The organism is Pseudomonas helleri, assembly GCF_045830615.1.
Lineage (GTDB): Bacteria > Pseudomonadota > Gammaproteobacteria > Pseudomonadales > Pseudomonadaceae > Aquipseudomonas > Aquipseudomonas helleri.
The window spans coordinates 1,327,684-1,353,017 of sequence record NZ_CP174501.1; the positions used below are offsets into that span (position 1 = coordinate 1,327,684).

The following is a 25,334-nucleotide window of genomic DNA, read 5'->3' on the forward strand; positions in this document are numbered from 1 at the left end:
CTTCTAAAAGATCGCGAGGCAAGCTCGCTCCTACAGGGATCACCCTTTAGAGGTTTTTAAACATGCAGCAACTGATTTTGGGTGGCGCCCGTTCGGGTAAAAGCCGCTTGGCCGAGAAGCTCGCGGCCGACTCTGGCTGCGCTGTCATCTACATCGCCACCAGCCAGCCGCTGGACGGCGAAATGAACGAGCGGGTTCGCCTGCACCGTGAGCGTCGCCCCGCACAGTGGGGCTTGATCGAAGAGCCGATTGCGCTGGCCCGCGTGCTGCGTGAAAACGCCGGTGCACAGACCTGCCTGCTGGTGGATTGTCTGACCTTGTGGCTGACCAATCTGCTGATGCTTGAAGACCCGCAGCGCTTGAGCGTCGAGCGTGAGGCGCTGCTGGAGTGCCTGGCTGGATTGCCGGGGCACATTGTATTTGTAAGCAACGAAACCGGAATGGGTGTCGTGCCGCTGGGCGAATTGACTCGCCGTTACGTCGATGAAGCCGGTTGGTTGCATCAAGCCTTGGCCGAACGTTGCCAGCGAGTCGTACTGACCGTGGCGGGCCTGCCCCTGACATTGAAAGGAACTGCGCTATGAACACCCCGTGGTGGCTGAACCCGTGCAAAGCGGTTGATCGTGAGGTGCAAGCGGCGGCGGCCGAGCGCCAGCAGCAGTTGACCAAACCGGCGGGTTCGCTGGGGCAACTGGAAACCCTGGCTGTGCAACTGGCCGGGTTGCAGGGGCGCTTGAAACCGCGTGTCGATCAGCTGTGGATTGCGATTTTTGCCGGTGATCATGGCGTGGTCGCCGAGGGCGTATCGGCTTACCCGCAGGAAGTGACCGGGCAGATGCTGGCCAACTTTGTCAGCGGTGGGGCGGCAATCAGCGTGCTGGCCCGTCAATTGGGTGCGCACCTGGACGTCGTCGACCTGGGCACGGTAACGCCGATGCTCAACCTGCCGGGTGTGCGGCATTTACAGCTGGGCGCGGGCACCGCCAATTTCGCCGCAGGCCCTGCCATGTCAGATGCTCAGGGCCTGAAAGCCCTGGCGGCCGGTCGTGACAGCGTGGTGCGGGCACAAGAGCTGGGCAGCGAGTTGTTCGTGGGCGGCGAGATGGGCATTGGCAACACGGCCTCGGCCAGTGCCGTGGCCAGTGCGCTGCTGCAATGCCCGGCGTATGAGCTGACCGGGCCGGGGACCGGGCTGGACGCTGCGGGCGTGAGCCACAAGGCGCGGGTGATTGAGCAAGCGCTGGCGTTTCATGACGGCTACCTGGACGACCCGCTGCAAACCTTGTTCCGCTTGGGTGGTTTTGAAATCGCGGCCCTGGCCGGTGCCTATGTGGCGTGCGCGCAAGCGGGCATTGTGGCGTTGGTCGACGGGTTTATTTGCACCGTCGCCGCCATGGTTGCCGTGCGCTTGAACCCTGAATGCCGGGAATGGCTGGTGTTTGGCCATCGCGGTGCTGAACACGGGCATCGTCGTGTCCTGCAAAGCTTGCAGGCTGAGCCGTTGCTCGACCTCGGTTTGCGTTTGGGTGAAGGCAGTGGCGCTGCATTGGCGGTGCCGTTGGTGCGTCTGGCCTGCGACCTGCATGGGCAGATGGCAACGTTTGCTGAGGCGGCTGTCGCGGATCGCCCGGCATGAGCGTGACCCTGGACTTGCTGCGCCACGGTGAAACCGAGCTGGGCGGCGGGCTGCGCGGCAGCCTTGATGATGCGCTGACGCCCGTGGGCTGGGAGCAAATGCGCGCAGCCGTTCAGGGCCAAGGCCCGTGGGACCGGATTGTCAGTTCGCCGTTGCAGCGCTGTGCTTTGTTCGCCCAAGAACTGGCTGGGCAACTGGCGCTGCCAGTGACGTTCGACAAAGACCTGCAAGAGCTGCACTTTGGCGAGTGGGAAGGGCAGAGCGCCGCCGCACTGATGCAGACCGATGAGCAGGCACTGGGCCTGTTTTGGGCAGACCCTTACAGTTTCACCCCGCCTCAGGGCGAGCCGGTGCTTGAGTTCTCGCAGCGGGTGCTGGCGGCGGTCACGCGCTTGCAGCAGGCCTACGCGGGGGAGCGGGTGCTAGTGGTGTGCCACGGCGGGGTGATGAAGTTGCTGCTGGCGCAGGCCCGTGGTCTGCCCCGTGAGCAGTTGCTGAACATTCAGGTGGTTAATGGTGCGCTGTTCGAGTTGCAGGTCGACGCACACGGCGTTTTGAGCGAGGGGCGCTGAACATGTTGCCGTTCTGGATTGCCTTGCAGTTTCTGAGCAGCTTGCCGATCCGCTTGCCCGGCATGCCGCAACCCCAGGAGTTGGGGCGGTCGTTGTTGTTCTATCCGCTGGTCGGGCTGTTGTTTGGCGTGCTGTTGTGGGCGCTGAACGGCCTGTTGGCCGGGGCGCCGTTGCTGTTGCATGCGGCGCTGTTGCTGAGCGCCTGGGCGTTGCTCAGTGGCGGCTTGCACCTGGACGGACTGGCTGACAGCGCGGATGCCTGGCTGGGCGGCTTTGGGGATCGTGAGCGCACCCTGACCATCATGAAAGACCCGCGCAGCGGCCCGATCGCCGTGGTCACGTTGGTGCTGGTGTTGTTGCTCAAGTTCTGTGCCTTGCTGGCGTTGATCGAGCAGCAACACACGGCCGTCTTGTTGATCGCCCCGCTGATCGGCCGCAGTGCGTTGCTGGCGGTGTTTCTGACCACGCCTTACGTGCGTGCGGGCGGCTTGGGCCAGGCCTTGGCCGATCACTTGCCGCGCAAGGCGGGTTGGTGGGTGCTGGGGTTCAGTGCTGTGGCCTGTGTTGTGTTGGCCGGTACTGCCGGGATGTGGGCCTTGCTGCTGGCGGCGTTGGGCTTTGTGTGGCTGCGCCGGGTGATGATGCAGCGCTTGGGCGGCACCACGGGCGATACGGCAGGTGCGCTGCTGGAGCTGCTGGAAGTACTGGTTTTAGTGGGGTTGGTGCTGGTGGCAGACTGACCCCCGATGTTGTTTAAATCTTGATTCTCCTTCATTGCGGGTATATACATACAAAATGTTACCAACCCAGTGTTTATGCACCAACCTGCGACGTGCTTCGCGGGGCATCAGCCGACATTACGACGGAGCCCTGGATGGCTTCGGGATCAACGTTGCGCAGTTTTCATTGATGAGCAACCTCAAGCGACTGGACCAGCCGAGTATTTCCAGCCTGGCCGAGGCCATGGGGCTGGATCGCAGTACTTTGGGGCGTAACCTGCGGGTGCTGGAAGGCGCTGGCCTGGTGAAGATGTCTGAAGGTGAGGACCATCGTAATCGGCTGGTCTGCCTGACCGAAGAGGGTGAGAGGCGCTTCAATGCTGCCTGGCCAGCCTGGGAGGCCGCACAACAGCGGTTGGTCGCGCGTTTGGGAGAAGACCGGCGCGAACAGTTGCTGCAGTTATTGGATGAGCTGGCGGGTGTCGATTAGCACCCGTTATACGAATAAGAATGGGTATATACCCGCATCAGGAGAATAGCAATGACATCGGTGTGGCGAACGAGCGGGTGGGTGCTGCTGGGCAGTGCGTTGATTTTGGCACTGTCATTGGGGGTCAGGCACGGCTTTGGTCTGTTCTTGCCGCCCATGAGTGCGCAGTTCGGCTGGGGGCGAGAGGTGTTTGCCTTCGCCATCGCCTTGCAGAACCTGATCTGGGGCCTGGCTCAGCCGTTCACCGGTGCATTGGCCGATCGCTTTGGCGCCGCCAAGGTGGTGATTGTCGGCGGTGTGCTCTATGCCGTCGGGCTGGTGCTGATGGGCATGTCGGACTCGTTGCTGACGCTGTCGTTGAGTGCTGGCCTATTGATTGGTATCGGCCTGTCCGGCACGTCGTTTTCGGTCATTTTGGGTGTGGTCGGCCGTGCTTTGCCGCCCGAGAAACGCAGCATGGGCATGGGGATCGCCAGTGCGGCGGGCTCTTTTGGCCAGTTTGCAATGCTGCCTGGCACGCTGGGATTGATCGGCTGGCTTGGCTGGTCGTCTGCCTTGCTGGTGCTGGGCTTGCTGGTGGCCATGATCGTGCCGTTAGTGAGCATGCTCAAGGACCGGCCAACACCGAGTCTGGGCGGCGAGCAAACGCTCAAGGAAGCGCTGCGTGAGGCCTGCACTCACTCGGGCTTCTGGCTGCTGGCGTTTGGTTTTTTTGTCTGCGGGTTTCAGGTGGTGTTTATCGGCATCCACTTGCCGGCCTACCTGGTCGATCAGCATTTGCCTGCCACCGTAGGCACCACGGTATTGGCCCTGATTGGCCTGTTTAATATTTTGGGTACTTACACCGCCGGATGGCTGGGCGGGCGTATGTCCAAACCGCGTTTGCTGACCGCGCTGTACCTGGCGCGCGCTGTGGTGATCGTGGTGTTCTTGTGGGCGCCGCTGTCGCAATTCAGCGCTTATCTGTTTGGCATGGCGATGGGCTTTTTGTGGCTCTCGACCGTGCCACTGACCAACGGTACCGTCGCCACAATGTTTGGCGTGCGTAACTTGTCGATGCTGGGCGGGATTGTTTTCCTGTTCCATCAACTGGGCGCATTTCTGGGCGGTTGGCTGGGCGGCGTGGTCTATGATCAAACCGGTAGTTACGAGCTGATCTGGCAAGGTTCTATCGTGCTCAGTCTGTTGGCAGCGGCCTTGAACTGGCCGGTGCGTGAGCATCCGGTTGCGCGTTTGCAGGCACAAGGGAGCATGGCGTGAGTTCACTGTGGCTTTGGTTGGGTGGCATCAGTGCAGGCTTTTTGCTGCTGGCCCTGAGTTGGTGGGGCTGGCATCAAGGTGGCCTGGCCTTGCTGGAGTTAGGCATGGGCACTTGCTAGTGCCGTGCCGGGGCGAGTAAGTTCTGTGCCTGCACCTCTATAAAGGACACGAACAATGCTAAAGCGCTGGATTGCGATGCCCGTACTGTTGTTGGCGTGCGCGGGTTCTGTCTGGGCGGCTGATTGCCCGTCTTTGCTTGAAGGTTCATTGCCCAAACTACGGGCTAAAGAGTCGATCGATCTGTGTAAGCAGTTTGCCGGCAAGCCTTTGTTGATTGTGAACACGGCCAGCTTTTGCGGGTTTGCGCCCCAGTTTGAAGGCCTGGAGGCGATAAACCAGCGCTTTAAGGGGCAGGGGCTGGAAGTGATAGGCGTACCGTCCAATGACTTCAAGCAAGAGGCCAAAGATGGCGAAGAGACGGCCAAGGTCTGCTACGTCAATTACGGCGTGACCTTCACCATGACTGAGCCGCAAAAGGTGCGAGGTGACGGTGCAACGCACCTGTTCAAGGTCCTGGCTGAACAAAGCAGCACGCCCAAGTGGAATTTCTACAAGTACGTGGTGGACCGCAAAGGCAATGTGATTGCCAGCTTCTCGAGCCTGACAAAACCGGACAATCCGGAGTTGATTGAAGCTATAGAAAAAGCCATCGCCTCAAAGTCCTGATTCCTACACAAGAAAAAGCCCCGCCTCTGCAAAGAGAGCGGGGCTTTTTAGTTCAGGCTGTGTGAGCGTCAGGCTCTCGCAAGCTTAGAACTTGTACGTTGCACCGACAGCAAAGCCGTTGGCGCTGTTTTCGTACTTGGCGCTGTAGTTGTTGATGCCTTTGGAATCGTTAACTTTGACCGACTCTTCTTTCAGGTAAGAGTAAGCCACGTCGATAACCAGATTCTCGTTAACGGCATAACCGGCACCCAAGCTGAAGATCGTCCGGTCACCAGTAGGGATGCGTGGCGAGCGATTTTCATTGTTGGTAGGCGATTGGTCCCAGGTCAAACCGGTACGCAGTACCCACTGCTTGTTCAACTGATACGACGTACCGATGGCGTAAGCCCAGGTGTCGTGCCAGTTTTGTTCTTCTTTGATGGTCGTGAACGCTTGAGCGCCGCCAGCACCGGCGTTGGCCATGGTCACGCCTTTGTTCTGCACGGTGATGTCTTTCAAGCGGCTCCAGCGGGTCCAGGTGCTACCGGCATAGACCTTCCAGGCATCAGACAGATCTTGGGTAACGGACAAGTCCCAGGATTCCGGGGTGTCGATCGACAGCGAAGCGTCATAGCGGTTGCTTTGCAGCAACTGTGGCGGAGTACCTGCGCCCGCTCCGATTTCGGTGTGGCCTTTAAGCTTGTAGGTCACTTTGGAGTGGTAGGTCAGACCGACACGGGTAGTGTCTGTGGCTTGCACCAGAACACCGGCGTTCCAGCCCAGTGCGGTGTCATCACCCTTGATCTTGACGTGGGCTTCAGGTGTACCGGGCACCAGCGCAAGATCCGACTCCAGCTTGCCGGAGATGCGGTTGATGGTCGGGCCAAAACCTACCGAAACGCGATCGTTGAAGGCGTAGCTGACAGTTGGCTGCAGGGTTACGACTTTCACGTCGCTGGTGCTGCCGAAGGCGCGGCCCTGGAAGTTATGTTCATATTCAGTGGCGAGACCAAAAGGCGCGTACACGCCGAAGCCGACGGCCCACTGGTCATTGAGCTTGTTGGTGTAGAAGCCCATTGGTACGCCAGTGAAGGGAACCATGTCGCCTTTGTTGCTGCCTTTGACGTTGCCGTTGGCATTTTTGATATCGGTTGAGGCGTCGATCACGGCGATACCGCCTGTGACCTGTTGTCCGCTCAGGCGGGACATACCGGCAGGGTTACCGAAAACGGTACTTGCATCGTCAGCAGAAGATGAGCGACCTGCGAAGCCGGTCCCCATACCGCTAACGCTTTGTTCGTTGAGGGCGAAGCCGCTTGCGAAAATCTGGCTGGAAGCCAAAGTGACAGCGAGGCTAAGTGTGGTCTTGAGCATTACTTTTTTCATTATTAGAACTCCTTTTGATCACCGGACGAAAGCTACCAACATTTTTGTAAGAGCGCTATAGGCTAAATCGCAGAAGATAACGATGTTTTGTAGGACAATCCGACCGTTTTCCGATCATTTACAGGTTTGCAGTGGGTTGAAAAATCTCAAGCCGCTTGGTTGAGAACGGTCATGCAGTCGCGCCCAACATCCTTGAAAGTGTGCAAACGTCCTTTTAGCTCAACTACTTGGCGCTACTGCAGGTCTTGCGGGTGTGCTGTCGGTGTAAAGGTTGGCTGACTGCAATGCCTGGCAACAAAACATTGGCGTACAAAGTGTATTTTTGTTTGGTCAGGTTAACTTTGATGCAGTTATGTAAAGCTTCAGCTCCCTGGCGTGATCCCTGTGCAGCTTCGGCGTCTGAAAATGGCCGGCGGCACCCAGGCGCTTGGCAGCTGTGGGTCGTGAGGGTGCGCCGGAAGCGGTTTTTACCGCTTGAGTTGAAGTGTAGTGTCATATCTCTGCTGTAAAGCTCTGTTTTTAAATCGTTTGTAGCTTCTAGGTGTAAACGATATATCCGCAAGTGCTTAAGCGATGCCGGATATTTCTTAAATGACGCCCAACAAAAAGCCCTGCTGTTCGGGCAGGGCTTGTTGGGTAAGCGCTTGCGGGTCTTAGGCGATAAGTGCCTGACGAGTACGCTCGATCACAGCTTGCAGAGGCTCTGCGCTGGAATATTGATCGGGGTACAGGCGTTCGCTGTGACGGGCGATGCCGTGTTCGTTGACCAGGGTGAAGCTGAAGCAGCCTTTGCGAGCGGCCATAATCAGGCAGTTCATTGGAGCAAAAGCGTTGGTTAGGGTGCGAATGGCATCCTGAGTCTGGATTTGAGTATTCATAGTTATTAGGTGTTCCTACAAAAGACACGGATATGATCCGTGCTGCGTTAAAACGTTCCAGTGACGTCGGGCCATTTTGGCGGGACGAAGAACCTGTCTGGAACAAAGCCGCCAGTTGGAGCGCATTAAGTATGTGGCGCTTGGGCTGGCAGGTAGGTACTTAGGAGGGCAGGCAATCACAACAAGAGCTAAGGTTCCGTGCTCTGGGTGAAGATCCTGATCAATTTGCAGGTTGGTTCGGTCAGAGTAAAAAACTTCGCGATACCCTTTGCTTGTTCAAAGGCTGTATCGGCACAAGATTTACCTGGAAACCATCTTGGGGGTCGATCCCGTTTTATCAGCGCGGCCATCTATCTGAGAGGCTGCTGAGGGATTTGTTCGGCCCGAATTGACTTTCAGCTTGGTACTAACGCTGCGGATACTATCTGGTTGAAAATTTAAATGCAAGTGTGCTAGCAAAAAAACATCCTGCAACGGTGTGCGGGGCATCACGCACAACAGGCCGTATCGGGGCTGTTATTAGCCTGTTTTAGGCAATATTCCACGCGGGCTTGCCATATTGGCGAGCGTCACACGGGTGTTGAATGGGGGTGTTTTCTGCAGGTGAGTCCTACATTTTTTGCCTCTGAATCGCCCTGCGCGCTGCACGGAATGTGATCTTTTGCACATTTGCAACACAACCAACATATTCGTCTGCGAGGTCAAAGTCGACAGCTGTCTAGCCTGTTCCGCAAATTTAAGTCAATGAAAAACATCGTTTTTTTTAATTGGTGAAAAAATCGACAGTTTGACTCTAGGCCCCGTAGGGTGGGGGTTTGCGGGGGGTAAACGAGGGTTGTCCACTGACTTATCCACAGGATCTGTGGATTGTCACGCGCGCTTGCTCTAGATCGCGGGTATAGACTTTTTTCGGCTTTACCCAAGCGAAAAAAGGAGTAGAGTGGCGCGCCTTCTGTTCTGCCCTACAGTGTTTTATGAAGTTTCGCACAGCTACTTCCTCTGCTACTCGCTCCAGCACATCGCCCGCAGCGCCCAAACGCTTTTCTTTGCGCATTGCGGTCTGGCTGCTGGACAACCCTCACCTGGGCGCTAAATCCAGCGTCAAACACGTTGCCGGCCATTTGCTCAAGCAGCCTGCCCGCCAAGGCGTGGTGCTGGCGCAAAGCCGTTTGGGACAATTGATGTGCCGTGATTGTGGAAGCTCCCGGGACCAACGCATTGGTCACGAGCTTTTGCGTCAGGCCGCCCGCGCCGGTGACCGCGTTGCTCAACAGGAATTGAGCAAGATCGAAGACTGAGCTGTCTTCGTGCCCTGAGCTTGGTTAACCTTGCTTTTTTACCTTGCGCGGAGTGGTTATGGCCCTGGACCTGAGCAGTATTTTGCTGGGCTTGGCGTTGGCAGGCGTGCCGTTGTTGGCGTTCGTTTGGCAATTGCAGCGGCACGCCAGCGGGCATCAAGCCGAGTTGAACCTGCTCGAAGAGCGCCTGAATATGGCCCAGTTGGCTCAGGACGGTCTGAGTGCGCAACTGGACGCCAGCCGCGATGAAATCAGTGACTTGGGGCAGGCCAACACGGCCAAGCAGGCCGATCTGGCGGCACTGCGCCGCGAGGTCGAACTGTTGCAGGTAGAGCGCGACAACGCGCGTGATGCTGCCCACGCCTGGAACCTGGAACGCGCACAGAAAGAAGCCGAGCTGCGTCACCTCGGCGCTCAGGCTGCCGGTCTGAGCGCCGAATTGCGCGAGCAACAAGAAAGCCATCAACAACGTTTGTGCGATCTGCAAGGGTCGCGAGATGAATTGCGCGCGCAGTTTTCGGAGCTGGCCGGCAAGATTTTTGACGAGCGCGAACAACGTTTTGCGCAAACCAGCAATGAGCGTCTGGGCCAATTGCTCGACCCGCTTAAAGAGCGCATCCAGTCTTTCGAAAAGCGCGTCGAAGAAAGTTATCAGCAGGAAGCCCGTGAGCGCTTCTCGCTGGGTAAAGAGCTGGAGCGCCTGCAGCAACTTAACCTGCGCTTGAGCGACGAAGCCACCAACCTCACGCGCGCCTTGAAAGGCCAGAAGACCCAGGGCAACTGGGGCGAGCTGATTCTGGAGCGGGTGCTTGAGCATGCCGGGCTCGAAAAGGGCCGCGAGTATCAAACCCAGGTCAGCCTGAAGGGGCCGGATGGCGAGCGCTTTCAGCCGGACGTGTTGATCCTGTTGCCGGGCGACAAGCAGGTGGTGGTCGACTCCAAAGTCAGCCTGACGGCGTATCAGCAGTTTGTCGGTGCCGATGACGACGTGATCGGCCAGGCGGCGCTTAAACAGCATGTGCTGTCACTGCGTAATCACGTCAAAGGTCTGGCCGGCAAAGACTATAAACGTCTGGAAGGTCTGCACAGCCTGGATTTCGTGTTGTTGTTCGTGCCCATCGAAGCGGCTTTTTCAGCGGCGCTGCAAGCCGAACCCAACCTGTTTCAGGAGGCCTTTGACCGTAACATCGTGATCGTCAGCCCGACCACATTGCTCGCCACCTTGCGGGTGATCGACAGCCTGTGGAAGCAGGAGCGCCAGAGCCAGAACGCCCGAGAAATCGCCGAGCGGGCCGGTTGGCTGTACGACAAGTTTGTGCTGTTTATCCAGGACCTGGATGAAGTGGGTAATCGTCTTCAGCAGTTGGATAAAGCCTACGCAGCAGCACGCAACAAACTGACCGATGGGCGCGGCAACCTTGTCAGCCGCAGTGAGCAGCTCAAATTGCTCGGCGCCCGGGCGAGCAAGAGCTTGCCGCCCGAACTGCTGGAGCGGGCCATGACCGACATCAACGGCGTAGCGCACCCGGCTGAGTAGCTGCGTCGCCTCACCCCGCCCTGTAGGAGCGAGCTTGCCTCGCGATCTTTTTACGATCAAAAGATCGCGAGACAAGCTCGTACCTACAACGGCACATGCCGGCTCAGCAATGCTCTCAACACTGCGGGCTTGACCGGTTTACCCAGATACTCCAGCCCCGCCGCGTGCACTTCGGCGATCATTTCCTGGCGTCCGTCGGCGCTGATCACCACGCCCGGTACGGGCTCGCCCAGTTGCGCGCGCAGCCAGCCCATCAGCTCGGTGCCGGTTTCGCCGTTGTCCAGGTGGTAGTCGACCAACACCAGTTGCGGGCGCACGCCGTCGTTTAGCAAGGCTGCGCATTCATCGCGGTTTCTGGCGGTCCACACGCGGCAGCCCCAGCGCGTCAGCAGGCTCTGCATGCCGATCAAAATGCTGTCTTCGTTGTCGATACACAGCACTTGTGCACCCGTCACCGATTGGCTTTTTGGCTCGCTGGGCACCGCTTGTGGTGCGGCTTGGGCCTGTGCCAGCGGCACGCTGACGCTGAACACGCTGCCTTTGCCCGGCCATGAGCGCACTTGCAGGGTGTGCCCGAGCACTCGGCACAGGCCGTCAGCAATCGCCAAGCCCAACCCCAGGCCTTTTTCGGCGCGGGTCTGGTGGCTGTCCAGGCGTTTGAATTCTTCGAAAATCACTTGCAGCTTGTCTTGCGGGATACCGGGGCCTCGATCCCAGACCTCCAGGCACAAGTGCTGGCCACGGCGGCGCACGCCCAGCAGTATCGGGCCCTTGGCGTAACGGAAGGCGTTGGTCAGGAAGTTTTGCAGGATGCGCCGCAGCAGCTTGATGTCGCTGCTGACCCGCAAGCGGCTGCCACGTACCCGGAACTTGAGGCCTTGCTCTTGTGCCTGGGCGGTAAATTCAGTGCCCAGGGTATTGAACAGATCATTGATTGCAAATGGCTTGATGTCGGGTGTGAATTTGCCGTTTTCCAGGCGGGAAATATCCAGCAAGTCGCTGATCAAGTCTTCGGCTGAACGCAGCGAACTGTCCAGATGTTGCACCAGTTTCTGCGCTTCCGGGCTTAAGTCTTCCTGGTGCGAAAGGGCGGCCGAGAACAGTCGCGCCGCATTCATGGGCTGCATCAGGTCATGGCTGACAGCGGCCAGAAAGCGGGTTTTCGATTGGTTGGCGGCCTCGGCAATGCCTTTGGCTTCGGTCAGCGCCTTGTTCAGTTCCGACAGTTCACGGGTTCGCTCGGCGACGCGCTGTTCCAGGCCTTCGTTGGCCTCGGTGAGCGCCTGTTCGGCCTCACGGAACGCGGTAATGTCGGTAAAACTCATGACGAACCCGCCGCCTGGCATGGGGTTGCCGATCAGTTCGATCACCCGGCCATTGGGGAACAGGCGTTCAGAGGTGTGCGCCCGGCCTTGGCGCATCCAGTGCAAGCGGCGCGCCACGTGCACTTCTGCTTCGCCGGGGCCGCACAGGCCGCGTTCGGCGTTATGGCGAATAATGTCGGCAATCGGGCGGCCAACGCTGATGAGTCCCTCCGGGTAGTCGAACAGTTCCAGGTAGCGGCGGTTCCAGGCCACGAGCCGCAGGGACTGGTCGACCACGCTGATGCCCTGGGTGATGTTTTCGATTGCGCCCTGGAGCAAGGCACGGTTGAACTGCAACACTTCTGACGCTTCGTCGGCAATGCGTACGACGTCTTCAAGCTGCATTTCCCGGCCTTCAATGGCGGCCTTAACCACCGCGCGGGTAGACGACGCGCCCAGTACACCGGCCAGCAAGCGCTCGGTATGGGCGATCCATTCGCCATCTGCGTTCTGATTGGGGTTGAAGCCTTTGCCCTGGCGGTAGGCGAAGCGGATAAAGCTCTGGCGGGCGCGTTCTTCGCCGACAAAGCGGGCCGCCAGTGTCAGCAGGTCGTTGATTTGCACTGAGAGCATGGAGCGGCCGCTGGGGTGGCTGCTGATTTCCTGGCCGATAAAACGTCCGGCCTGCCAGTGCTCCGACACTCGGGTACGCGACAGCACCGAGACCCAGGCAAACAGGGTGAAGTTACCGGCCAGCGACAGCACCACGCCCTGTGTCAGCGGGGTGATCGGCAGACCCAGCGGGTTGCTGTGCAGCCACGCCAGCCCCGGAAAGTGATTTAGATGCCAGCCCATGCTGTGGGCGATCAGCGGCAGCACCAGGGTGTAAAACCAGATAAACGTACCGGTCGCCAACCCGGCAAAAACACCCCGGCGGTTGGCTTGTTTCCAGTACAGCGCGCCAAGCATTGCGGGCGCCAGTTGAGTGACCGCCGCGAAGGAAATTTGCCCGATGGTGGCCAGGCTGGCCGTGGAACCCAGCAAGCGGTAACTGACATACGCCAGCAGCAGGATGACCACGATCGACACGCGGCGCACCGAGAGCATCCAGTAACGGAACACTTCAAACGGGCGCTCGGCGTTTTTGTGGCGCAACAACCACGGCAACAGCATGTCGTTGGACACCATGGTCGACAGCGCCACGCTGGCCACAATCACCATGCCGGTGGCGGCCGAGGCGCCGCCAATAAAGGCCAGCAACGCCAGCGCCGGGTGAGCCTGGGCCAGTGGCAGGCTGATCACGAACGAGTCCGGCAGCACCGAGCTAGGCAGCATCATTTGCCCGGCCAGGGCAATCGGCACAACAAACAGCGCCGCTAATATCAGGTAGGCCGGGAACACCCATTTGGCCAGGCGCAGGTCTTGCGGCTCGATGTTCTCAACCACGGTGACGTGGAACTGCCGGGGCAGGCAGATGATCGCCATCATGGCGACGCCGGTTTGCACCACCATCGATGGCCAGTTGATGGTTTCTTTCCAGTACTCTTCAAGGCGCGGCGCCAGCATGGCCTGGCTGAACAGGTCGTCGAAACCGTCATACAGGCCGAAGGTGACAAACGCGCCGACCGCTAAAAAGGCGAAGAGTTTGACCAGCGATTCGAAGGCAATGGCCAGCACCATGCCCCGGTGGTGTTCTGTTGAGTCGAGGTTGCGGGTACCAAACACGATGGTGAACAGGGCCAGCACCAGTGACACCAGCAACGCCGTGTCCTGGGCGCGAGTGCCGGTGGCGTCTGCGCCGGCACCGATCAGCAGGTTAACGCCGAGCACGATGCCTTTAAGTTGCAGGGCGATGTAAGGCAGCACGCCGACCAGGCAGATCAAGGCCACGACAATCGCCAGTGACTGGGATTTGCCATAGCGTGCAGCAATAAAGTCGGCAATCGAGGTGATGTTCTCTTGCTTGCTGATCATCACCATTTTTTGCAGGACCCAGGGTGCGCAGACCAACAGCAGCACCGGCCCCAGGTAAATCGGCAAGAACGCCCAGAGTTGTTCGGCGGCCTGGCCTACGGCGCCAAAGAAGGTCCAGCTGGTGCAGTACACCGCCAACGACAAACTGTAGACCCACGCGCGTACCCGCGGCGGCAGCGGTTTGCTGCGCCGGTCACCATAAAAGGCAATGGCGAACATGATGGCCATATAAGCCAGGGCGACGGCGGCAATCAGCCCGCTGGACAACGACATGGAGACTCCTGAAGGTAAATAGACCCGGGCGATCCGGCCCGCAAGTCTAGTCTCGCACGATGTTTAAATCGCGTCAGGCTCGACCATGGTCTGAGCGCGGCCTGGTGTCGCAGGGCGGCTCATTGGCCCAGTGCCAGGTTGATTTGCTCATTCAGTTGTTCAAGCGTTAATGGCGCTTCGGCAAACAAGATGCGAAACACCACCGGGGCGACGATCACGTTCAGCAGGCGGTCAATGTCTGGCAGTTGGTCGACGTGCCCACGGTGACGTTCGAGGATGATCCGCAACTGAGCGCCGAGGATCTGCACGCAGGTCCCTTTGGTCGGGCTGCATTGCACGTCACGCATCATGTTGCGCCCGGGCTCGGAGTTCATTTCATCCAGATACTGCTCGGCCCATGCCTGGATGTCCCCGCGCAAACTGCCCGTGGCTAGCGGCTCGGTGTCGGGTCGCATGCGCTCCAGGGCAACGTCAGCGAGCAACACGTTCAAGTCGCCCCAGCGCCGATAAATGGTCGACGGAGTGACCCCGGCGAGGGTGGCCACCATGGGCACGGTGACGTTGGCGCGCTCGTGCTCCTTGAGCAATTGGCGCACCGCCGAATGGATTGATTCCTGCACGCGGGCACTTCGCCCGCCCGTGCGTACTTCCTTAGGTTGGTTCATGCGTAAAACCTTAACACAAAGAATTTGCTTTAAGCCGCAGGCCGTCGCACACTCCGCAAAAGCAAATTCTTAGCTTTAGCGAGGATGGTATGTCCAACAGCACTGATACCCCGGCTCCAAACCGTTCCAGCATGGTGTTTCTCGGGCTTACCGTCCTGACCTTTCTGGCGGCTTCGGCGGCGCCCACGCCGCTGTACCGTATCTACCAGGAAAACATGCACTTTTCGGCCGCCACCTTGACCCTGATCTTCGGCGTTTATGCCTTGAGCTTGCTGACGGCGCTGCTGACAGTGGGCTCATTGTCGGATTATTTGGGGCGTAAACCAGTCATTTTTTGTGCGTTGATCCTCGACATGCTGGCGATGGGCTTGTTTCTCAGCGCGGACAATGTGGCCTGGCTGATTGCCGCGCGCTTGTTGCAAGGCTTTGCCACGGGCATGGCAACCAGTGCGCTGGGCGCTGCAATGCTGGACAACGACCGCCAGCAAGGGCCACTGATCAATAGCATTTCACCCTTGGTGGGCATGGCCTGCGGGGCATTTGGCACCAGCGTGCTGGTGGAGTTTGCGCCGCAACCGTTGCACCTCGCGTACTGGGTATTGCTCGGTTTGCTGGCCGCCCAGGCCGTGTATGTCTGGCGATTGCCCGAGAGCGTCAGCCCGCAACCCGGCGTACTGGGTTCGTTGCGGCCCAGCTTGCATATCCCGCCGCAAGCACGTGCGGCGATGTGGCAGGTGTTGCCGGTCAACGTTGCCGTGTGGGCGATGGGGGGCTTTTATCTGGCGCTGGTGCCGTCACTGATCCGTGCGGCCACGGGCTCAAACTCTTTTCTGGTGGGCGGGGCGATGGTGGCCGTGCTGACCTTGAGTGGCGCCCTGGCTATTTTCAGCATGCGCAATCAATCTGCCACGCGGGTGCTGACGCTGGGTTCCAGTCTGCTGGTGGTGGGCGTCAGCACAATCATGCTGGCCGTTCACAGTGGCAACCTCGGGCTGTTTTTCTTTGGCTCGTTAGTGGCAGGCAGTGGTTTTGGCACCGGCTTTTTAGGCAGCATCCGCAGTGTCGTGCCGTTGGCGCTGCCCCATGAGCGGGCGGGCTTGATGTCGGCTTTTTACATCCTCAGTTATCTGGCGTTCTGCCTGCCGGTATTGCTTGTGGGGAGCCTGACGCGCATTTTTGGTCTGGTCAGAACCGCCGACGGCTTCAGTGTGGTGTTGATTGTGCTGGCGCTGGGGGCACTGTTGAGTGTGTTTTTAAGGCGAGCTGCCAGCCCGTGCAAGGCTTGAGCCCGCGCCTTTCGTACCTATATAGGTAAAACAGATAACAGTTAGAGAAATTACCCGTTATATAGATATTCGATTCAGTTCTACTCTTGAATCACCTCACAAGAGGAACAGGAGGAGCCCATGAATTGCACAACAACTGCCAAAGCTGACTTTCGGCCACTGAGCCAATTGCAGCACCCACGTGAAATGATTCGCCAGTTCACCCCGAACTGGTTTGCCGCCACCATGGGCACAGGCGTCCTGGCCTTGGCGCTGGCGCAATTGCCGGTACAAATCCCGGGGCTGCATGCCGTTGCCGAAGGCCTCTGGCTGTTCAACATCGGTTTGTTCATTCTCTTCAGCCTGCTCTACGGTGCACGCTGGGTGCTGTATTTCGATGAAGCGCGGAGGATCTTCGGTCACTCCACCGTGTCGATGTTTTTCGGCACCATCCCTATGGGCCTCGCGACCATCATCAACGGTTTTCTGCTGTTTGGCGTCGCCCGCTGGGGCAGCGATATGGTCCAGGTGGCGCATGTGCTGTGGTGGCTGGATGTGGCCATGTCGCTGGCGTTCGGGGTGATGATCCCTTACATGATGTTCACCCGTCAGGATCACAGCATCGACCAGATGACCGCGGTCTGGCTGTTGCCGGTGGTGGCGGCTGAAGTGGCGGCGGCCAGTGGTGGCTTGCTCGCCCCGCATCTGGCTGACCCGGTGATGCAGTTCCATGTGTTGATAACCAGTTATGTGCTGTGGGCGTTTTCGGTGCCGGTCGCTTTCAGCATTTTGACCATCCTGATGTTGCGCATGGCGCTGCACAAGTTGCCGCACGAAAACATGGCCGCGTCGAGCTGGCTGGCGTTGGGGCCGATTGGTACCGGCGCACTGGGCATGTTGCTGTTGGGGGCTGATTCGCCCGCGATTTTTGCCGCCAATGGTTTTGCCCGCATCGGTGAAATCGCCGAAGGCTTGGGTTTGATCTCGGGTATCGCGCTGTGGGGCTTCGGGCTGTGGTGGATTCTGATGGCGCTGCTGATCACCATCCGTTACTTCCGTGCCGGTATTCCGTTCAACCTGGGCTGGTGGGGCTTTACCTTCCCGCTGGGCGTTTACTCGCTGGCCACCTTGCGTCTGGGGCATGTGTTGCAGCTGAGCTTTTTCGATGGGGTGGGCTGTGTGCTGGTCGCGATGCTGGTGATGATGTGGTTCATTGTCGGTTCGCGCACCCTTAAAGGTGCCTGGCGCGGCGAGTTGTTTGTGTCGCCGTGCATCGCCGGACTTAAGAAGTAATCCATGTGCCCAGGCTCTGTACGAAAACGCCGAAATTGACGTTTTTCGTTACAGAACCTGGGTAAGGTTGTGTCTTGAGTGTTAAAACCACACTCCAATGAGAAAGCCTCCGGCGCAACTTGAGTACATGGATGATGAGTCACCCTTCGCAGTTCAGTTTGCTCGGGAAGCGTCGCTTCCTGCCGTTCTTTGTCACCCAGTCCTTGGGTGCGCTCAATGACAACCTGTTCAAGCAGTCGCTGATTCTCGCCATCCTTTATAAGCTGAGCATCGACGGGGATCGCGGCATCTGGGTCAACCTGTGTGCGCTGCTCTTCATCATTCCGTTCTTTTTGTTCTCGGCGCTGGCCGGGCAATTTGGCGAAAAATACCCCAAAGACCAACTGATTCGTCTGATCAAACTGGGCGAAATAGCGATCATGGTTGTCGGCGCCATCGGGTTTGCGTTCGATCATTTGACCTTGATGCTGGTCGCGCTGTTTGCCATGGGCACCCACTCGGCGCTGTTCGGCCCGGTGAAGTACTCGATCTTGCCGCAGACCCTGCGCGACGATGAGCTGGTGGGCGGCAACGGCCTGGTTGAAATGGGCACCTTTTTATCGATTCTGGCGGGCACCATCGGCGCCGGGATCATGCTCTCGTCGCAACACTACACGGTGATTGTGTCGGGGGTGATTATTTCGGTGGCCGTGCTTGGGTATCTGGCCAGTCGCGCTATACCGCGGGTTGCTGCCGACACTCCGGAGTTGCGCCTTAACTGGAATATCTTCAGTGAGACCTGGGCCACGCTGCGCCTGGGCTTGAATCAGACGCCTGCCGTGTCGCGGTCAGTGGTCGGCAACTCGTGGTTCTGGTTTGTCGGGGCGATTTATCTCACGCAAATCCCGGCCTACGCCAAAGAGTGGCTGTACGGCGACGAAACCGTGGTGACGCTGATTCTTACCGTGTTTTCGGTGGGCATTGCTGTGGGCTCGATGCTGTGCGAAAAGCTCTCGGGGCGTAAGGTCGAAATCGGCCTGGTACCGTTTGGCTCGTTTGGCCTGACCGTGTTTGGCCTGTTGCTGTGGTGGCATTCGGGGCACATGCCGCAAAACATCCAGGCCAACGACTGGCTCGGCGTTCTGGGTTTTAGCCAGGCCTGGTGGGTGCTGCTGGATATTCTGGGGCTGGGCGTGTTTGGCGGCTTCTATATAGTGCCGCTGTACGCGCTGATCCAGTCGCGCACCGCCGAAAACGAACGCGCGCGGGTCATCGCTGCCAACAACATTCTCAATGCGCTGTTTATGGTGGTGTCGGCCGTCGTCACCATCCTGCTGCTGAGTGTGGCCAAGCTGACGATTCCAGAGCTGTTTCTGGTGGTGTCGTTGCTGAACATCGCGGTGAACACCTACATCTTCAAAATCGTCCCTGAATTCACCATGCGTTTCATGATCTGGCTGCTCAGCCATTCCATGTACCGCGTCAAACACAAAAACCTGGAAGCCATCCCGGATGAAGGGGCGGCCTTGTTGGTGTGCAACCACGTGTCGTTCGTGGATGCGTTGTTGATCGGCGGCGCAGTGCGTCGTCCGATTCGCTTTGTGATGTATTACAAAATCTACAACTTGCCGGTGCTCAACTTTATCTTCCGGACTGCGGGCGCAATTCCGATTGCCGGGCGTTCAGAAGACGAGGCGACCTATGAGCGTGCATTCAGAAAGATTGCCCAGTATTTGAATGACGGAGAGCTGGTGTGCATCTTCCCGGAAGGCAAGTTGACCAGTGATGGCCAGATCAGCGAGTTCAAGGCGGGGGTTCGGGTGATTTTGGAGCAGACGCCAGTGCCGGTCATTCCGATGGCGTTGCAAGGCCTGTGGGGCAGCTTTTTCAGCCGTGACCCGAACAAGGGCTTTTTCCGCCGCTTGTGGTCGCGGGTCACCCTGGTGGCGGGCGCGCCGATACCGGCCAGCGAAGCCACACAAAAGCTGTTGCGTGAGCGGGTCAGTGAATTGCGCGGTGATGTCGCGTGAGGTGAAGGCTGGGTAGGGCGAGTTTGTCTCGCGATCTTTTGAGGGTCAGAAGATCGCGAGACACGTTCTGGCGTTTAGCTGCTGAGTTTAAGCCCGGCCAGGCCGGCAATGATCAGCGCAACGCTGGCCAGTCGGAACAGCGCCATGGATTCACCAAACAGGATGATCCCGGCGATGACCGTGCCGACAGCGCCGACGCCGGTCCAGATGGCATAAGCGGTGCCCAGTGGCAGTTCTTTCATGGCCAGGCCGAGCAGGCCAAGGCTGACCAGCATGGCTGCAACGGTCAGGGCGGTGGGGATTGGCCGGGTGAAGCCTTCGGTGTATTTGAGGCCGACGGCCCAGCCCACTTCAAACAGACCGGCAAAAAACAGAATAATCCAGGACATGGTTATCTCCATCAATTGATGGGGTCGTCCCCAGATTAATCACTCGATGAGTCGCAGGGTCGTCCCCGCAGTGCGCACTATATTGCACACGATTTTTCTGACGATCAACCCCGAGTTTTCAGTCAGTGGATGGCTGGTTGGCCTTTAAGCGATCGTCCTTTTCACTCATCCGGCGGAAATACGTCGACAGCAACGCCCCCGAAATGTTGTGCCACACACTGAACAGCGCACTGGGCACGGCTGCCAGCGGCGAAAAGTGCGCGCTGGCCAATGCCGCGCCCAGGCCGGAGTTCTGCATGCCGACTTCCAGGGCCAGGGATTTGCGCTGGGCCAACGGCAGTTTGAACAGGCGGCCGGTAAAGTAGCCGAGCAAATAGCCAAAGCTGTTGTGCAGCATGACCACGGCCATGATCAACAGGCCCGACTCGGCGATTTTTGCCTGACTGGCGGCCACCACGGCGGCCACGATAATCACAATGCTGACCACCGACACCAGCGGCAGCACGTCGACCGCGAAGTGCACACGGGCGCCGAGCAAACGTTGCACCAGCACGCCCAGCACAATCGGCAGCAGCACCACTTGCAGGATTGACCAGAACAGCTCCATAAATGACACCGGCAACCAGGCCGATGCCAGCAGCCAGATCAGCGCCGGGGTCAGCAGTGGGGCGAGGAGGGTGGTCACGGCGGCAATCGCCACGGACAGAGCCAGGTCGCCCCGCGCCAGCCAGGTCATGACATTGGAAGACGTGCCGCTTGGGCAGCAGCCCACCAGAATCACCCCGACGGCGATCTCGGGCGGCAGGTGGAAAATCTGGCAGAGCAACCATGCCACGCCGGGCATGATCACGAAATGAGCAACCACGCCCAGCGCAACGCGCCACGGGTGGCGGGCGACTTCAGCGAAGTCATCGAGTTTGAGGGTCAGGCCCATGCCGAACATCACCACACCCAGAAGCGGCACGATGGCGCCTTTGAGGCCGATAAACCAACCGGGCTGCAGAAACGCCAGCACGGCAAAAATCAGCACCCAATAAGCAAAGGTATTACCGACAAAGCGGCTTAAAGCAGCAAGTGCACGCATGGTGTTCCTTATTATGGTTTTAGGGTGTGGCTTAATGTTGTAGTCGCTGGCGAAGGCTGCGATGGGGTGCGTAGCGGCCCTGCTATAAGCGAAGGTCCTGCGGCCCTTATCGCAGCCTGCGGCAGCGGCTACAGAGGGTTAAATCCCTTGTGGAATTTCTTCACCGCCCAGCGCTTCAAACAACTGCGGCAAGAACTCACCGAAGGTCAGCATCATCAGGGTGAAGCTGGCGTCTTGTTGGCCCAGGTCATCGTCACCGCCGTTCTGTTCGGCTTCGTCTTGCAGCAGGTCTTCAAACTTCAGGCGTTTGACCACCAGTTTGTCGTCCAGCACAAACGACAGCTTGTCTTGCCAGGCCAGCGACAGTTGGGTCACAACTTTGCCAGTGCTCAGGTGCAACTGGATTTCATCGCTGGTCAGGTCCTGACGCTTGCAGCGGATAATCCCGCCGTCTTCGTGGGTGTCGCGCAGTTCGCACTCGTCCAGCACAAAGAAGTTGTCCGCCGCTTTTTGGGTTTTGACCCATTCGGTCATGGTGGCGCTTGGCGCGACTTTTACGCCCAGTGGGCGAACCGGCAGCGAGCCGATCACTTCACGCAGGGTGGACAGCAAGTCTTCGGCGCGTTTGGGGCTGGAGGCGTTGACCAGGATCAGGCCCTGCTTTGGCGCGATGGCGGCAAAGGTGGCCGAACGGCGAATAAAGGCACGCGGCAGGAAGGCCTGGATGATTTCATCCTTGAGCTGGTCACGCTCCTTCTTATAGACCTTGCGCATTTGCTCGGCTTCGATCTCTTCGACCTTCTCCTTTAATGCATCACGCACAACGCTGCCTGGCAGGATGCGTTCTTCTTTACGGGCGGCAATCAGCAGGAAGTCCTGGCTGGCGTGAACCAGCGGTGCGTCTTCGCCTTTGCCGAAAGGGGCGACGAAACCGTAGGTGGCTAATTCCTGGCTTGCACACGGGCGGGCCGGTTTGGTGGCCAGTGCCGTTTCCAGCACCTGCGCATCAAAAGGCAGATCTTGGGTCAGGCGATAGATAAGCAGGTTTTTGAACCACATGGGGTGAATCACTCCTTTATACAAAGAGGGCATTATTCGCTTGATAGCCTTAATAGGCCAACCCTGCGCTAAGCCTTTGTCGTGCATAAGAAAATTATTTTAAAAAGTGCTTGCCAGACTATAGGTCGCTCCGTAGAATGCGCGCCACACCGAGAGTGAAAGGGTGATTAGCTCAGCTGGGAGAGCATCTGCCTTACAAGCAGAGGGTCGGCGGTTCGATCCCGTCATCACCCACCATTCGCTCACAGTGTTACGCGCAGCGGTAGTTCAGTCGGTTAGAATACCGGCCTGTCACGCCGGGGGTCGCGGGTTCGAGTCCCGTCCGCTGCGCCATTTTTTGTACCGCAAGCCCCTTGAACGCTTGTGGTTGGAAAGGTCCGCTGAATGCAGGCTTTTCCTGAAAGGCTTCGATTCAGCAGCTTGCTGTTGAGTCAAAGATGCAGGGCGTTGGAAACGGTAGTTTTTAAACGGTTTTGAAAAAAACTTGAATAAAAACAACCACTTACACAAAAAGTGTGAGAGAATGCGCCCCGCAACGAGAGTGAAGTGAAAGGGTGATTAGCTCAGCTGGGAGAGCATCTGCCTTACAAGCAGAGGGTCGGCGGTTCGATCCCGTCATCACCCACCATTCGCTTTCAGTGTTACGCGCAGCGGTAGTTCAGTCGGTTAGAATACCGGCCTGTCACGCCGGGGGTCGCGGGTTCGAGTCCCGTCCGCTGCGCCATATTCGGAACACAAGCCCCTTGAACGCTTGTGATCCACAGAAAGCCCGCCTAGTGCGGGTTTTTTTGTGCGCGTGTGTTTTGTATGTGGCTGTAGGAGCGAGCTTGTCTCGCGATCTTTTAAAACTCAAAAGATCGCGAGACAAGCTCGCTCTTATCAAACACAAAATAAGTTATTGATTCTAAAGACACTGTAGGAGCGAGCTTGCTCGCGATCTTTTGATCTTGATCTAAGAGCCCCCCTCACCCTAGCCCTCTCCCGAAGGAGAGGGAACCGATTGGGGGATGCTGAAGATACTCGCTGTCCTGTTTGCTGCGCGACAGCGCGGCGTCGTAGACGGGGCGGCCGCTCCTACAGGTTTACTGCACAGGTGCTTTAGAAATCCCAGCGCGTGCTCACCATCACGTTGCGCGGATCACCGTAATACGACGAGTTGTAGAAGCCGATGTTGGTGTAATACGACTTGTCGAACACGTTGTTCAGGTTGACCGTGGCCGAGAGGTTTTTGCTGATCTGGTAGCGCGCCATCAGGTCCACCAGCCAGTACGGGTCTTGGGAAAACTTCTCTACGGTGCCGCCCTTGTTCCAGTTGGTCAGCATTTGCCAGCCCGTGCCTTGCCAGCGTACGCCACCGCCCAGGGTGAGCTTGTCCCAGTCGCCGGTCAGCTTATAGCTGGTGTACAGGTTGATCTGGTCTTCGGGCTCCCAGGTAGACACCTTCTTGCCGCCTTTTTCGCGGCTGACCTTGTGCGTGTAGCCCGCTTGCAGTTGCCAGCCGGGCAGCAGTTCGCCCGAGATCTCTGCTTCGTAACCTTTGGTCGTGGCCTTGATGCCCTTGTAGGCGTACTCGATGTCCGGGTTGGTCGGGTTCGCGTTGTAGGCGGTGTCGTCTTCCGGGCGGTTGTCCTGGTGCACTTCGAAGTAGGCCAGGCTTGAATTCAGGCGCCCGTCGAAGAACTCGCCCTTCAAACCGATCTCGTAGTTGGTGCCTTCATCGGGCTCAAGCATTTTGTTGTCGCGGTTGCGGTAATACGACTGCGGCAAGAAAATTTCGGTGTAGCTGGCGTAGGCCGAGATGTTTTGATTGATGTCATAAATCAACCCCGCATACGGCAACACCTTGCCCGTGTCCTTGGCCTGGCTGGTGCCGGTGAGGGTGTAGTCGGCCACGCGAGTGCCGAGCATCAGGGTCAGGTCATCGGTAAGGCTGAAACGGCCGGTGATGTAGGTGCCGGTCTGACGGGTCGTTTCGTCGTTTCGCGAGGTCACGTTGCCCCAGTCCGGCTCATACGCATCCCCTTTCCAGTTGTAGTAGTCGTACATGCTTTTAAACTGAATGGCGCTGGTGTAGTCGTTGCCGGTCCAGTGCGAGCGCGATACCGAACCGCCAACCACCAGTTCATGCTCGCGGCCCAGGAACTCGAACGGGCCGGTGGCGTAGATGTCGCCGCTGTCGCTGACGTATTCGCCGGTGTATTTGCGCGCCAGCAGTCGTGCTTCGCCGGTTTCTACGTTGGGGAACAGCAAAGCGCCCAGCGGGGCGTTGTAGCCGTTGATCTGGTGGTTGTACTGGGCTTTGGCGACCCAGCCGTTGTCAAAACTGTGTTCGAGGGTGGCGAAAGCGGTCCGCGTGTATTGCTTCCAGCTGCTCCACTTGGCGCCGTTGTTGAACGAGCGCGGTGTGCTGATGCGTTCACCGGCGGAGTTGAACAATGAGGCGCTGCCTGACCAGCTGGAGCCTTTGGGGTTGTTGTCCTGATAATCGGCGCCGAGGGTGAGCAGGGTGTCGGGGTCCAGATCAATCTCAAGAATCCCGTAATAGACTTCGCTGTCGCGTTTGTAGTGGTCCATGAACGAGTGTTTGTCCTGGTAGGCCGCCACGGCCCGGCCCCGCACATTGCCGCTTTCGGTCAGTGGCCCGCTGACGTCGATTTCCGAGCGGTAGTTGTCCCACGAGCCGGCGCCGACATCGATGTGGGCCTTGAACTCGCGGGTGGGTTTTTTACGCACCATGTTGATGGTGCCGCCGGGGCCGCCAGCGCCGGTGAGCAAGCCCGTTGCGCCCTTGAGGATCTCTACCCGGTCGTAAATCGCGGTGTCGGTGAGGGTGTGCCCGGCGGAGTATTGCGGGTCTTGCAGGATCGGGATGCCGTCGTATTGGAAGTTCTTGATCGCAAAGCCGCGCGAGTAATAGCTGGTGCGGTCGCTGTCATAGGTGGCCACGGTGATGCCGGGGGTATGGCGCATCACGTCATCAATCGAGGTGAGGCCAAAATCGTCCATCGCCTGGCGTGTGACGACCGAGATCGACTGCGGGGTTTCACGGGGTGTCAGCACCATGCGCGTGGCGGTGGCAATGCTGCCGGGGGTGTAGGAACCCGAGCCTTCAGTGATGGTGCCTAGCTGGTTGGCGCTGACTTGGGTTGCGCCCAATTCCAGCGCGCTACCCGCCGCAGGCAAGGCGTCGAGCATGTAACCGTTAGTGCTTTTAACCACGGTGTAGCCGCTGCCGTGCAGCAGTGTTTCAAAGCCGCTTTGTTCGTTGTAGACCCCATGCAGACCGGGTGTGGTCAGCCCTTCAAGGTTGTGCGATTGAAAAATGATCGCCACGCCCGCTTGTTGTGCGAAGCGATTCAAGGCGCTGCTCAGCGGTCCGGCAGGAATATCGTAAGTCTGCACGGCCGTTTGCGCCTGGGCGATCGAGGTGCTCAACACGCCGGCCGCCGACGCCACAATCAAATGAATGGCCAGTGTCAGCGGCTTGCAGGCCTGAGGGCGAAAACGCCCGCGATGAAGGGAGGAGGTCAGCATGGAG

At 58.6% G+C, this 25,334-nt stretch carries 21 protein-coding genes and 4 tRNA genes; 17 read left to right on the forward strand and 8 right to left on the reverse strand.

Annotated elements, in window-relative coordinates; translation table 11 throughout:
• The first annotated feature begins 62 nt into the window (after nt 1-62).
• Genes cobU through ACJJU9_RS06165 form a run of 8 tightly spaced genes read left to right on the forward strand, consistent with a single transcriptional unit; the run spans nt 63 to nt 5,403 of the window.
• The gene (gene cobU, locus ACJJU9_RS06130) at nt 63-584 is read left to right on the forward strand and encodes a bifunctional adenosylcobinamide kinase/adenosylcobinamide-phosphate guanylyltransferase (protein WP_407730262.1); all 522 of its coding nucleotides are present in this window, start codon (nt 63-65) and stop codon (nt 582-584) included.
• Nucleotides 581-1,636 (forward strand): nicotinate-nucleotide--dimethylbenzimidazole phosphoribosyltransferase, encoded by a 1,056-nt coding sequence (gene cobT / locus ACJJU9_RS06135; RefSeq protein WP_407730263.1) that lies wholly within the window; start codon nt 581-583, stop codon nt 1,634-1,636. Before cobU ends, cobT begins: the two co-directional genes overlap by 4 nt.
• Nucleotides 1,633-2,208, forward strand: a complete 576-nt coding sequence (gene cobC, locus ACJJU9_RS06140) for an alpha-ribazole phosphatase family protein (protein ID WP_407730264.1) — start codon at nt 1,633-1,635, stop codon at nt 2,206-2,208. The genes cobT and cobC overlap by 4 nt, the downstream gene beginning before the upstream one ends.
• Before the next feature lie 2 nt (nt 2,209-2,210).
• Nucleotides 2,211-2,948, forward strand: a complete 738-nt coding sequence (locus tag ACJJU9_RS06145) for an adenosylcobinamide-GDP ribazoletransferase (RefSeq protein ID WP_407730265.1) — start codon at nt 2,211-2,213, stop codon at nt 2,946-2,948.
• A gap of 55 nt (nt 2,949-3,003) precedes the next feature.
• Nucleotides 3,004-3,417, forward strand: coding sequence for a MarR family winged helix-turn-helix transcriptional regulator (locus ACJJU9_RS06150; RefSeq protein WP_048369773.1), 414 nt, complete (start codon nt 3,004-3,006; stop codon nt 3,415-3,417).
• Between the two features lie 51 nt (nt 3,418-3,468).
• Nucleotides 3,469-4,677, forward strand: a complete 1,209-nt coding sequence (locus ACJJU9_RS06155; RefSeq protein ID WP_407730266.1) for an MFS transporter — start codon at nt 3,469-3,471, stop codon at nt 4,675-4,677.
• The gene (locus ACJJU9_RS06160) at nt 4,674-4,796 is read left to right on the forward strand and encodes a hypothetical protein (RefSeq protein ID WP_256677239.1); all 123 of its coding nucleotides are present in this window, start codon (nt 4,674-4,676) and stop codon (nt 4,794-4,796) included. Before ACJJU9_RS06155 ends, ACJJU9_RS06160 begins: the two co-directional genes overlap by 4 nt.
• A gap of 55 nt (nt 4,797-4,851) precedes the next feature.
• On the forward strand, nt 4,852-5,403 hold the full coding sequence (locus ACJJU9_RS06165; RefSeq protein ID WP_153329042.1) for a glutathione peroxidase: 552 nt from the start codon (nt 4,852-4,854) through the stop codon (nt 5,401-5,403).
• 84 nt (nt 5,404-5,487) lie between these two features.
• On the opposite strand, the gene ACJJU9_RS06170 is transcribed toward ACJJU9_RS06165, so the two are convergent.
• Both ACJJU9_RS06170 and ACJJU9_RS06175 read right to left on the reverse strand, forming a co-directional pair.
• Nucleotides 5,488-6,768 carry an OmpP1/FadL family transporter gene (locus ACJJU9_RS06170; protein ID WP_123751842.1) on the reverse strand — a complete coding sequence of 427 codons (1,281 nt, stop codon included), beginning with the start codon at nt 6,766-6,768 and terminating at the stop codon, nt 5,488-5,490.
• A gap of 653 nt (nt 6,769-7,421) precedes the next feature.
• Complete coding sequence (locus ACJJU9_RS06175) at nt 7,422-7,646, reverse strand: hypothetical protein (RefSeq protein ID WP_055101665.1); 225 nt, start codon at nt 7,644-7,646, stop codon at nt 7,422-7,424.
• Between the two features lie 974 nt (nt 7,647-8,620).
• Between ACJJU9_RS06175 and ACJJU9_RS06180 the strand changes: the two genes are divergently transcribed.
• On the forward strand, nt 8,621-8,944 hold the full coding sequence (locus ACJJU9_RS06180) for a hypothetical protein (protein WP_048369784.1): 324 nt from the start codon (nt 8,621-8,623) through the stop codon (nt 8,942-8,944).
• Nucleotides 8,945-9,116: 172 nt separating this feature from the next.
• The gene (gene rmuC / locus ACJJU9_RS06185) at nt 9,117-10,481 is read left to right on the forward strand and encodes a DNA recombination protein RmuC (protein WP_407730961.1); all 1,365 of its coding nucleotides are present in this window, start codon (nt 9,117-9,119) and stop codon (nt 10,479-10,481) included.
• An 83-nt stretch (nt 10,482-10,564) separates the two neighbouring features.
• On the opposite strand, the gene ACJJU9_RS06190 is transcribed toward rmuC, so the two are convergent.
• Nucleotides 10,565-14,032, reverse strand: coding sequence for a PAS domain-containing hybrid sensor histidine kinase/response regulator (locus ACJJU9_RS06190; RefSeq protein ID WP_153327678.1), 3,468 nt, complete (start codon nt 14,030-14,032; stop codon nt 10,565-10,567).
• A 119-nt stretch (nt 14,033-14,151) separates the two neighbouring features.
• Nucleotides 14,152-14,697 (reverse strand): TetR/AcrR family transcriptional regulator, encoded by a 546-nt coding sequence (locus tag ACJJU9_RS06195; protein WP_331367674.1) that lies wholly within the window; start codon nt 14,695-14,697, stop codon nt 14,152-14,154.
• An 89-nt stretch (nt 14,698-14,786) separates the two neighbouring features.
• Between ACJJU9_RS06195 and ACJJU9_RS06200 the strand changes: the two genes are divergently transcribed.
• From ACJJU9_RS06200 to ACJJU9_RS06210, 3 genes are all read left to right on the forward strand, one after another.
• A complete protein-coding gene (locus tag ACJJU9_RS06200) occupies nt 14,787-15,983 on the forward strand; it encodes an MFS transporter (protein ID WP_407730267.1) in 1,197 nt (398 codons plus the stop codon).
• A gap of 120 nt (nt 15,984-16,103) precedes the next feature.
• Nucleotides 16,104-17,255 carry a TDT family transporter gene (locus ACJJU9_RS06205; protein ID WP_048369793.1) on the forward strand — a complete coding sequence of 384 codons (1,152 nt, stop codon included), beginning with the start codon at nt 16,104-16,106 and terminating at the stop codon, nt 17,253-17,255.
• A gap of 134 nt (nt 17,256-17,389) precedes the next feature.
• A complete protein-coding gene (locus tag ACJJU9_RS06210) occupies nt 17,390-19,264 on the forward strand; it encodes an MFS transporter (protein ID WP_407730962.1) in 1,875 nt (624 codons plus the stop codon).
• 74 nt (nt 19,265-19,338) lie between these two features.
• Here ACJJU9_RS06210 and sugE read toward each other — a convergent pair whose 3' ends face one another.
• The 3 genes from sugE to rdgC form a co-directional block, all read right to left on the reverse strand.
• Nucleotides 19,339-19,653 carry a quaternary ammonium compound efflux SMR transporter SugE gene (sugE, locus tag ACJJU9_RS06215; protein ID WP_048369794.1) on the reverse strand — a complete coding sequence of 105 codons (315 nt, stop codon included), beginning with the start codon at nt 19,651-19,653 and terminating at the stop codon, nt 19,339-19,341.
• 118 nt (nt 19,654-19,771) lie between these two features.
• Nucleotides 19,772-20,737: a bile acid:sodium symporter family protein gene (locus ACJJU9_RS06220; protein ID WP_048369795.1), complete on the reverse strand. Its 966-nt coding sequence runs from the start codon at nt 20,735-20,737 to the stop codon at nt 19,772-19,774.
• A 138-nt stretch (nt 20,738-20,875) separates the two neighbouring features.
• On the reverse strand, nt 20,876-21,796 hold the full coding sequence (gene rdgC / locus ACJJU9_RS06225) for a recombination-associated protein RdgC (RefSeq protein WP_048369798.1): 921 nt from the start codon (nt 21,794-21,796) through the stop codon (nt 20,876-20,878).
• 161 nt (nt 21,797-21,957) lie between these two features.
• Between rdgC and ACJJU9_RS06230 the strand changes: the two genes are divergently transcribed.
• From ACJJU9_RS06230 to ACJJU9_RS06245, 4 genes are all read left to right on the forward strand, one after another.
• Nucleotides 21,958-22,033 (forward strand) — tRNA-Val (locus tag ACJJU9_RS06230).
• A 19-nt stretch (nt 22,034-22,052) separates the two neighbouring features.
• A tRNA-Asp gene (locus ACJJU9_RS06235) sits at nt 22,053-22,129 on the forward strand.
• A gap of 219 nt (nt 22,130-22,348) precedes the next feature.
• Nucleotides 22,349-22,424: transfer RNA gene (locus ACJJU9_RS06240), tRNA-Val, on the forward strand.
• A gap of 19 nt (nt 22,425-22,443) precedes the next feature.
• Nucleotides 22,444-22,520 (forward strand) — tRNA-Asp (locus ACJJU9_RS06245).
• A 374-nt stretch (nt 22,521-22,894) separates the two neighbouring features.
• Here the strand turns inward: ACJJU9_RS06245 and ACJJU9_RS06250 are convergent.
• Nucleotides 22,895-25,330, reverse strand: coding sequence for a TonB-dependent siderophore receptor (locus ACJJU9_RS06250; RefSeq protein ID WP_123751837.1), 2,436 nt, complete (start codon nt 25,328-25,330; stop codon nt 22,895-22,897).
• Nucleotides 25,331-25,334: the final 4 nt, after the last annotated feature.

Bases quoted from the DNA above. Each gene is read 5' to 3' on its own strand.
- cobU (WP_407730262.1), top strand. From the start codon at position 63: ATGCAGCAACTGATTTTGGGTGGCGCCCGTTCGGGTAAAAGCCGCTTG.
- cobT (WP_407730263.1), top strand. From the start codon at position 581: ATGAACACCCCGTGGTGGCTGAACCCGTGCAAAGCGGTTGATCGTGAG.
- cobC (WP_407730264.1), top strand. From the start codon at position 1,633: ATGAGCGTGACCCTGGACTTGCTGCGCCACGGTGAAACCGAGCTGGGC.
- ACJJU9_RS06145 (WP_407730265.1), top strand. From the start codon at position 2,211: ATGTTGCCGTTCTGGATTGCCTTGCAGTTTCTGAGCAGCTTGCCGATC.
- ACJJU9_RS06150 (WP_048369773.1), top strand. From the start codon at position 3,004: ATGTTACCAACCCAGTGTTTATGCACCAACCTGCGACGTGCTTCGCGG.
- ACJJU9_RS06155 (WP_407730266.1), top strand. From the start codon at position 3,469: ATGACATCGGTGTGGCGAACGAGCGGGTGGGTGCTGCTGGGCAGTGCG.
- ACJJU9_RS06165 (WP_153329042.1), top strand. From the start codon at position 4,852: ATGCTAAAGCGCTGGATTGCGATGCCCGTACTGTTGTTGGCGTGCGCG.
- ACJJU9_RS06170 (WP_123751842.1), bottom strand. From the start codon at position 6,768: ATGAAAAAAGTAATGCTCAAGACCACACTTAGCCTCGCTGTCACTTTG.
- ACJJU9_RS06175 (WP_055101665.1), bottom strand. From the start codon at position 7,646: ATGAATACTCAAATCCAGACTCAGGATGCCATTCGCACCCTAACCAAC.
- ACJJU9_RS06180 (WP_048369784.1), top strand. From the start codon at position 8,621: ATGAAGTTTCGCACAGCTACTTCCTCTGCTACTCGCTCCAGCACATCG.
- ACJJU9_RS06190 (WP_153327678.1), bottom strand. From the start codon at position 14,032: ATGTCGTTGTCCAGCGGGCTGATTGCCGCCGTCGCCCTGGCTTATATG.
- ACJJU9_RS06195 (WP_331367674.1), bottom strand. From the start codon at position 14,697: ATGAACCAACCTAAGGAAGTACGCACGGGCGGGCGAAGTGCCCGCGTG.
- ACJJU9_RS06200 (WP_407730267.1), top strand. From the start codon at position 14,787: ATGTCCAACAGCACTGATACCCCGGCTCCAAACCGTTCCAGCATGGTG.
- ACJJU9_RS06205 (WP_048369793.1), top strand. From the start codon at position 16,104: ATGAATTGCACAACAACTGCCAAAGCTGACTTTCGGCCACTGAGCCAA.
- ACJJU9_RS06210 (WP_407730962.1), top strand. From the start codon at position 17,390: ATGAGTCACCCTTCGCAGTTCAGTTTGCTCGGGAAGCGTCGCTTCCTG.
- sugE (WP_048369794.1), bottom strand. From the start codon at position 19,653: ATGTCCTGGATTATTCTGTTTTTTGCCGGTCTGTTTGAAGTGGGCTGG.
- ACJJU9_RS06220 (WP_048369795.1), bottom strand. From the start codon at position 20,737: ATGCGTGCACTTGCTGCTTTAAGCCGCTTTGTCGGTAATACCTTTGCT.
- rdgC (WP_048369798.1), bottom strand. From the start codon at position 21,796: ATGTGGTTCAAAAACCTGCTTATCTATCGCCTGACCCAAGATCTGCCT.
- ACJJU9_RS06250 (WP_123751837.1), bottom strand. From the start codon at position 25,330: ATGCTGACCTCCTCCCTTCATCGCGGGCGTTTTCGCCCTCAGGCCTGC.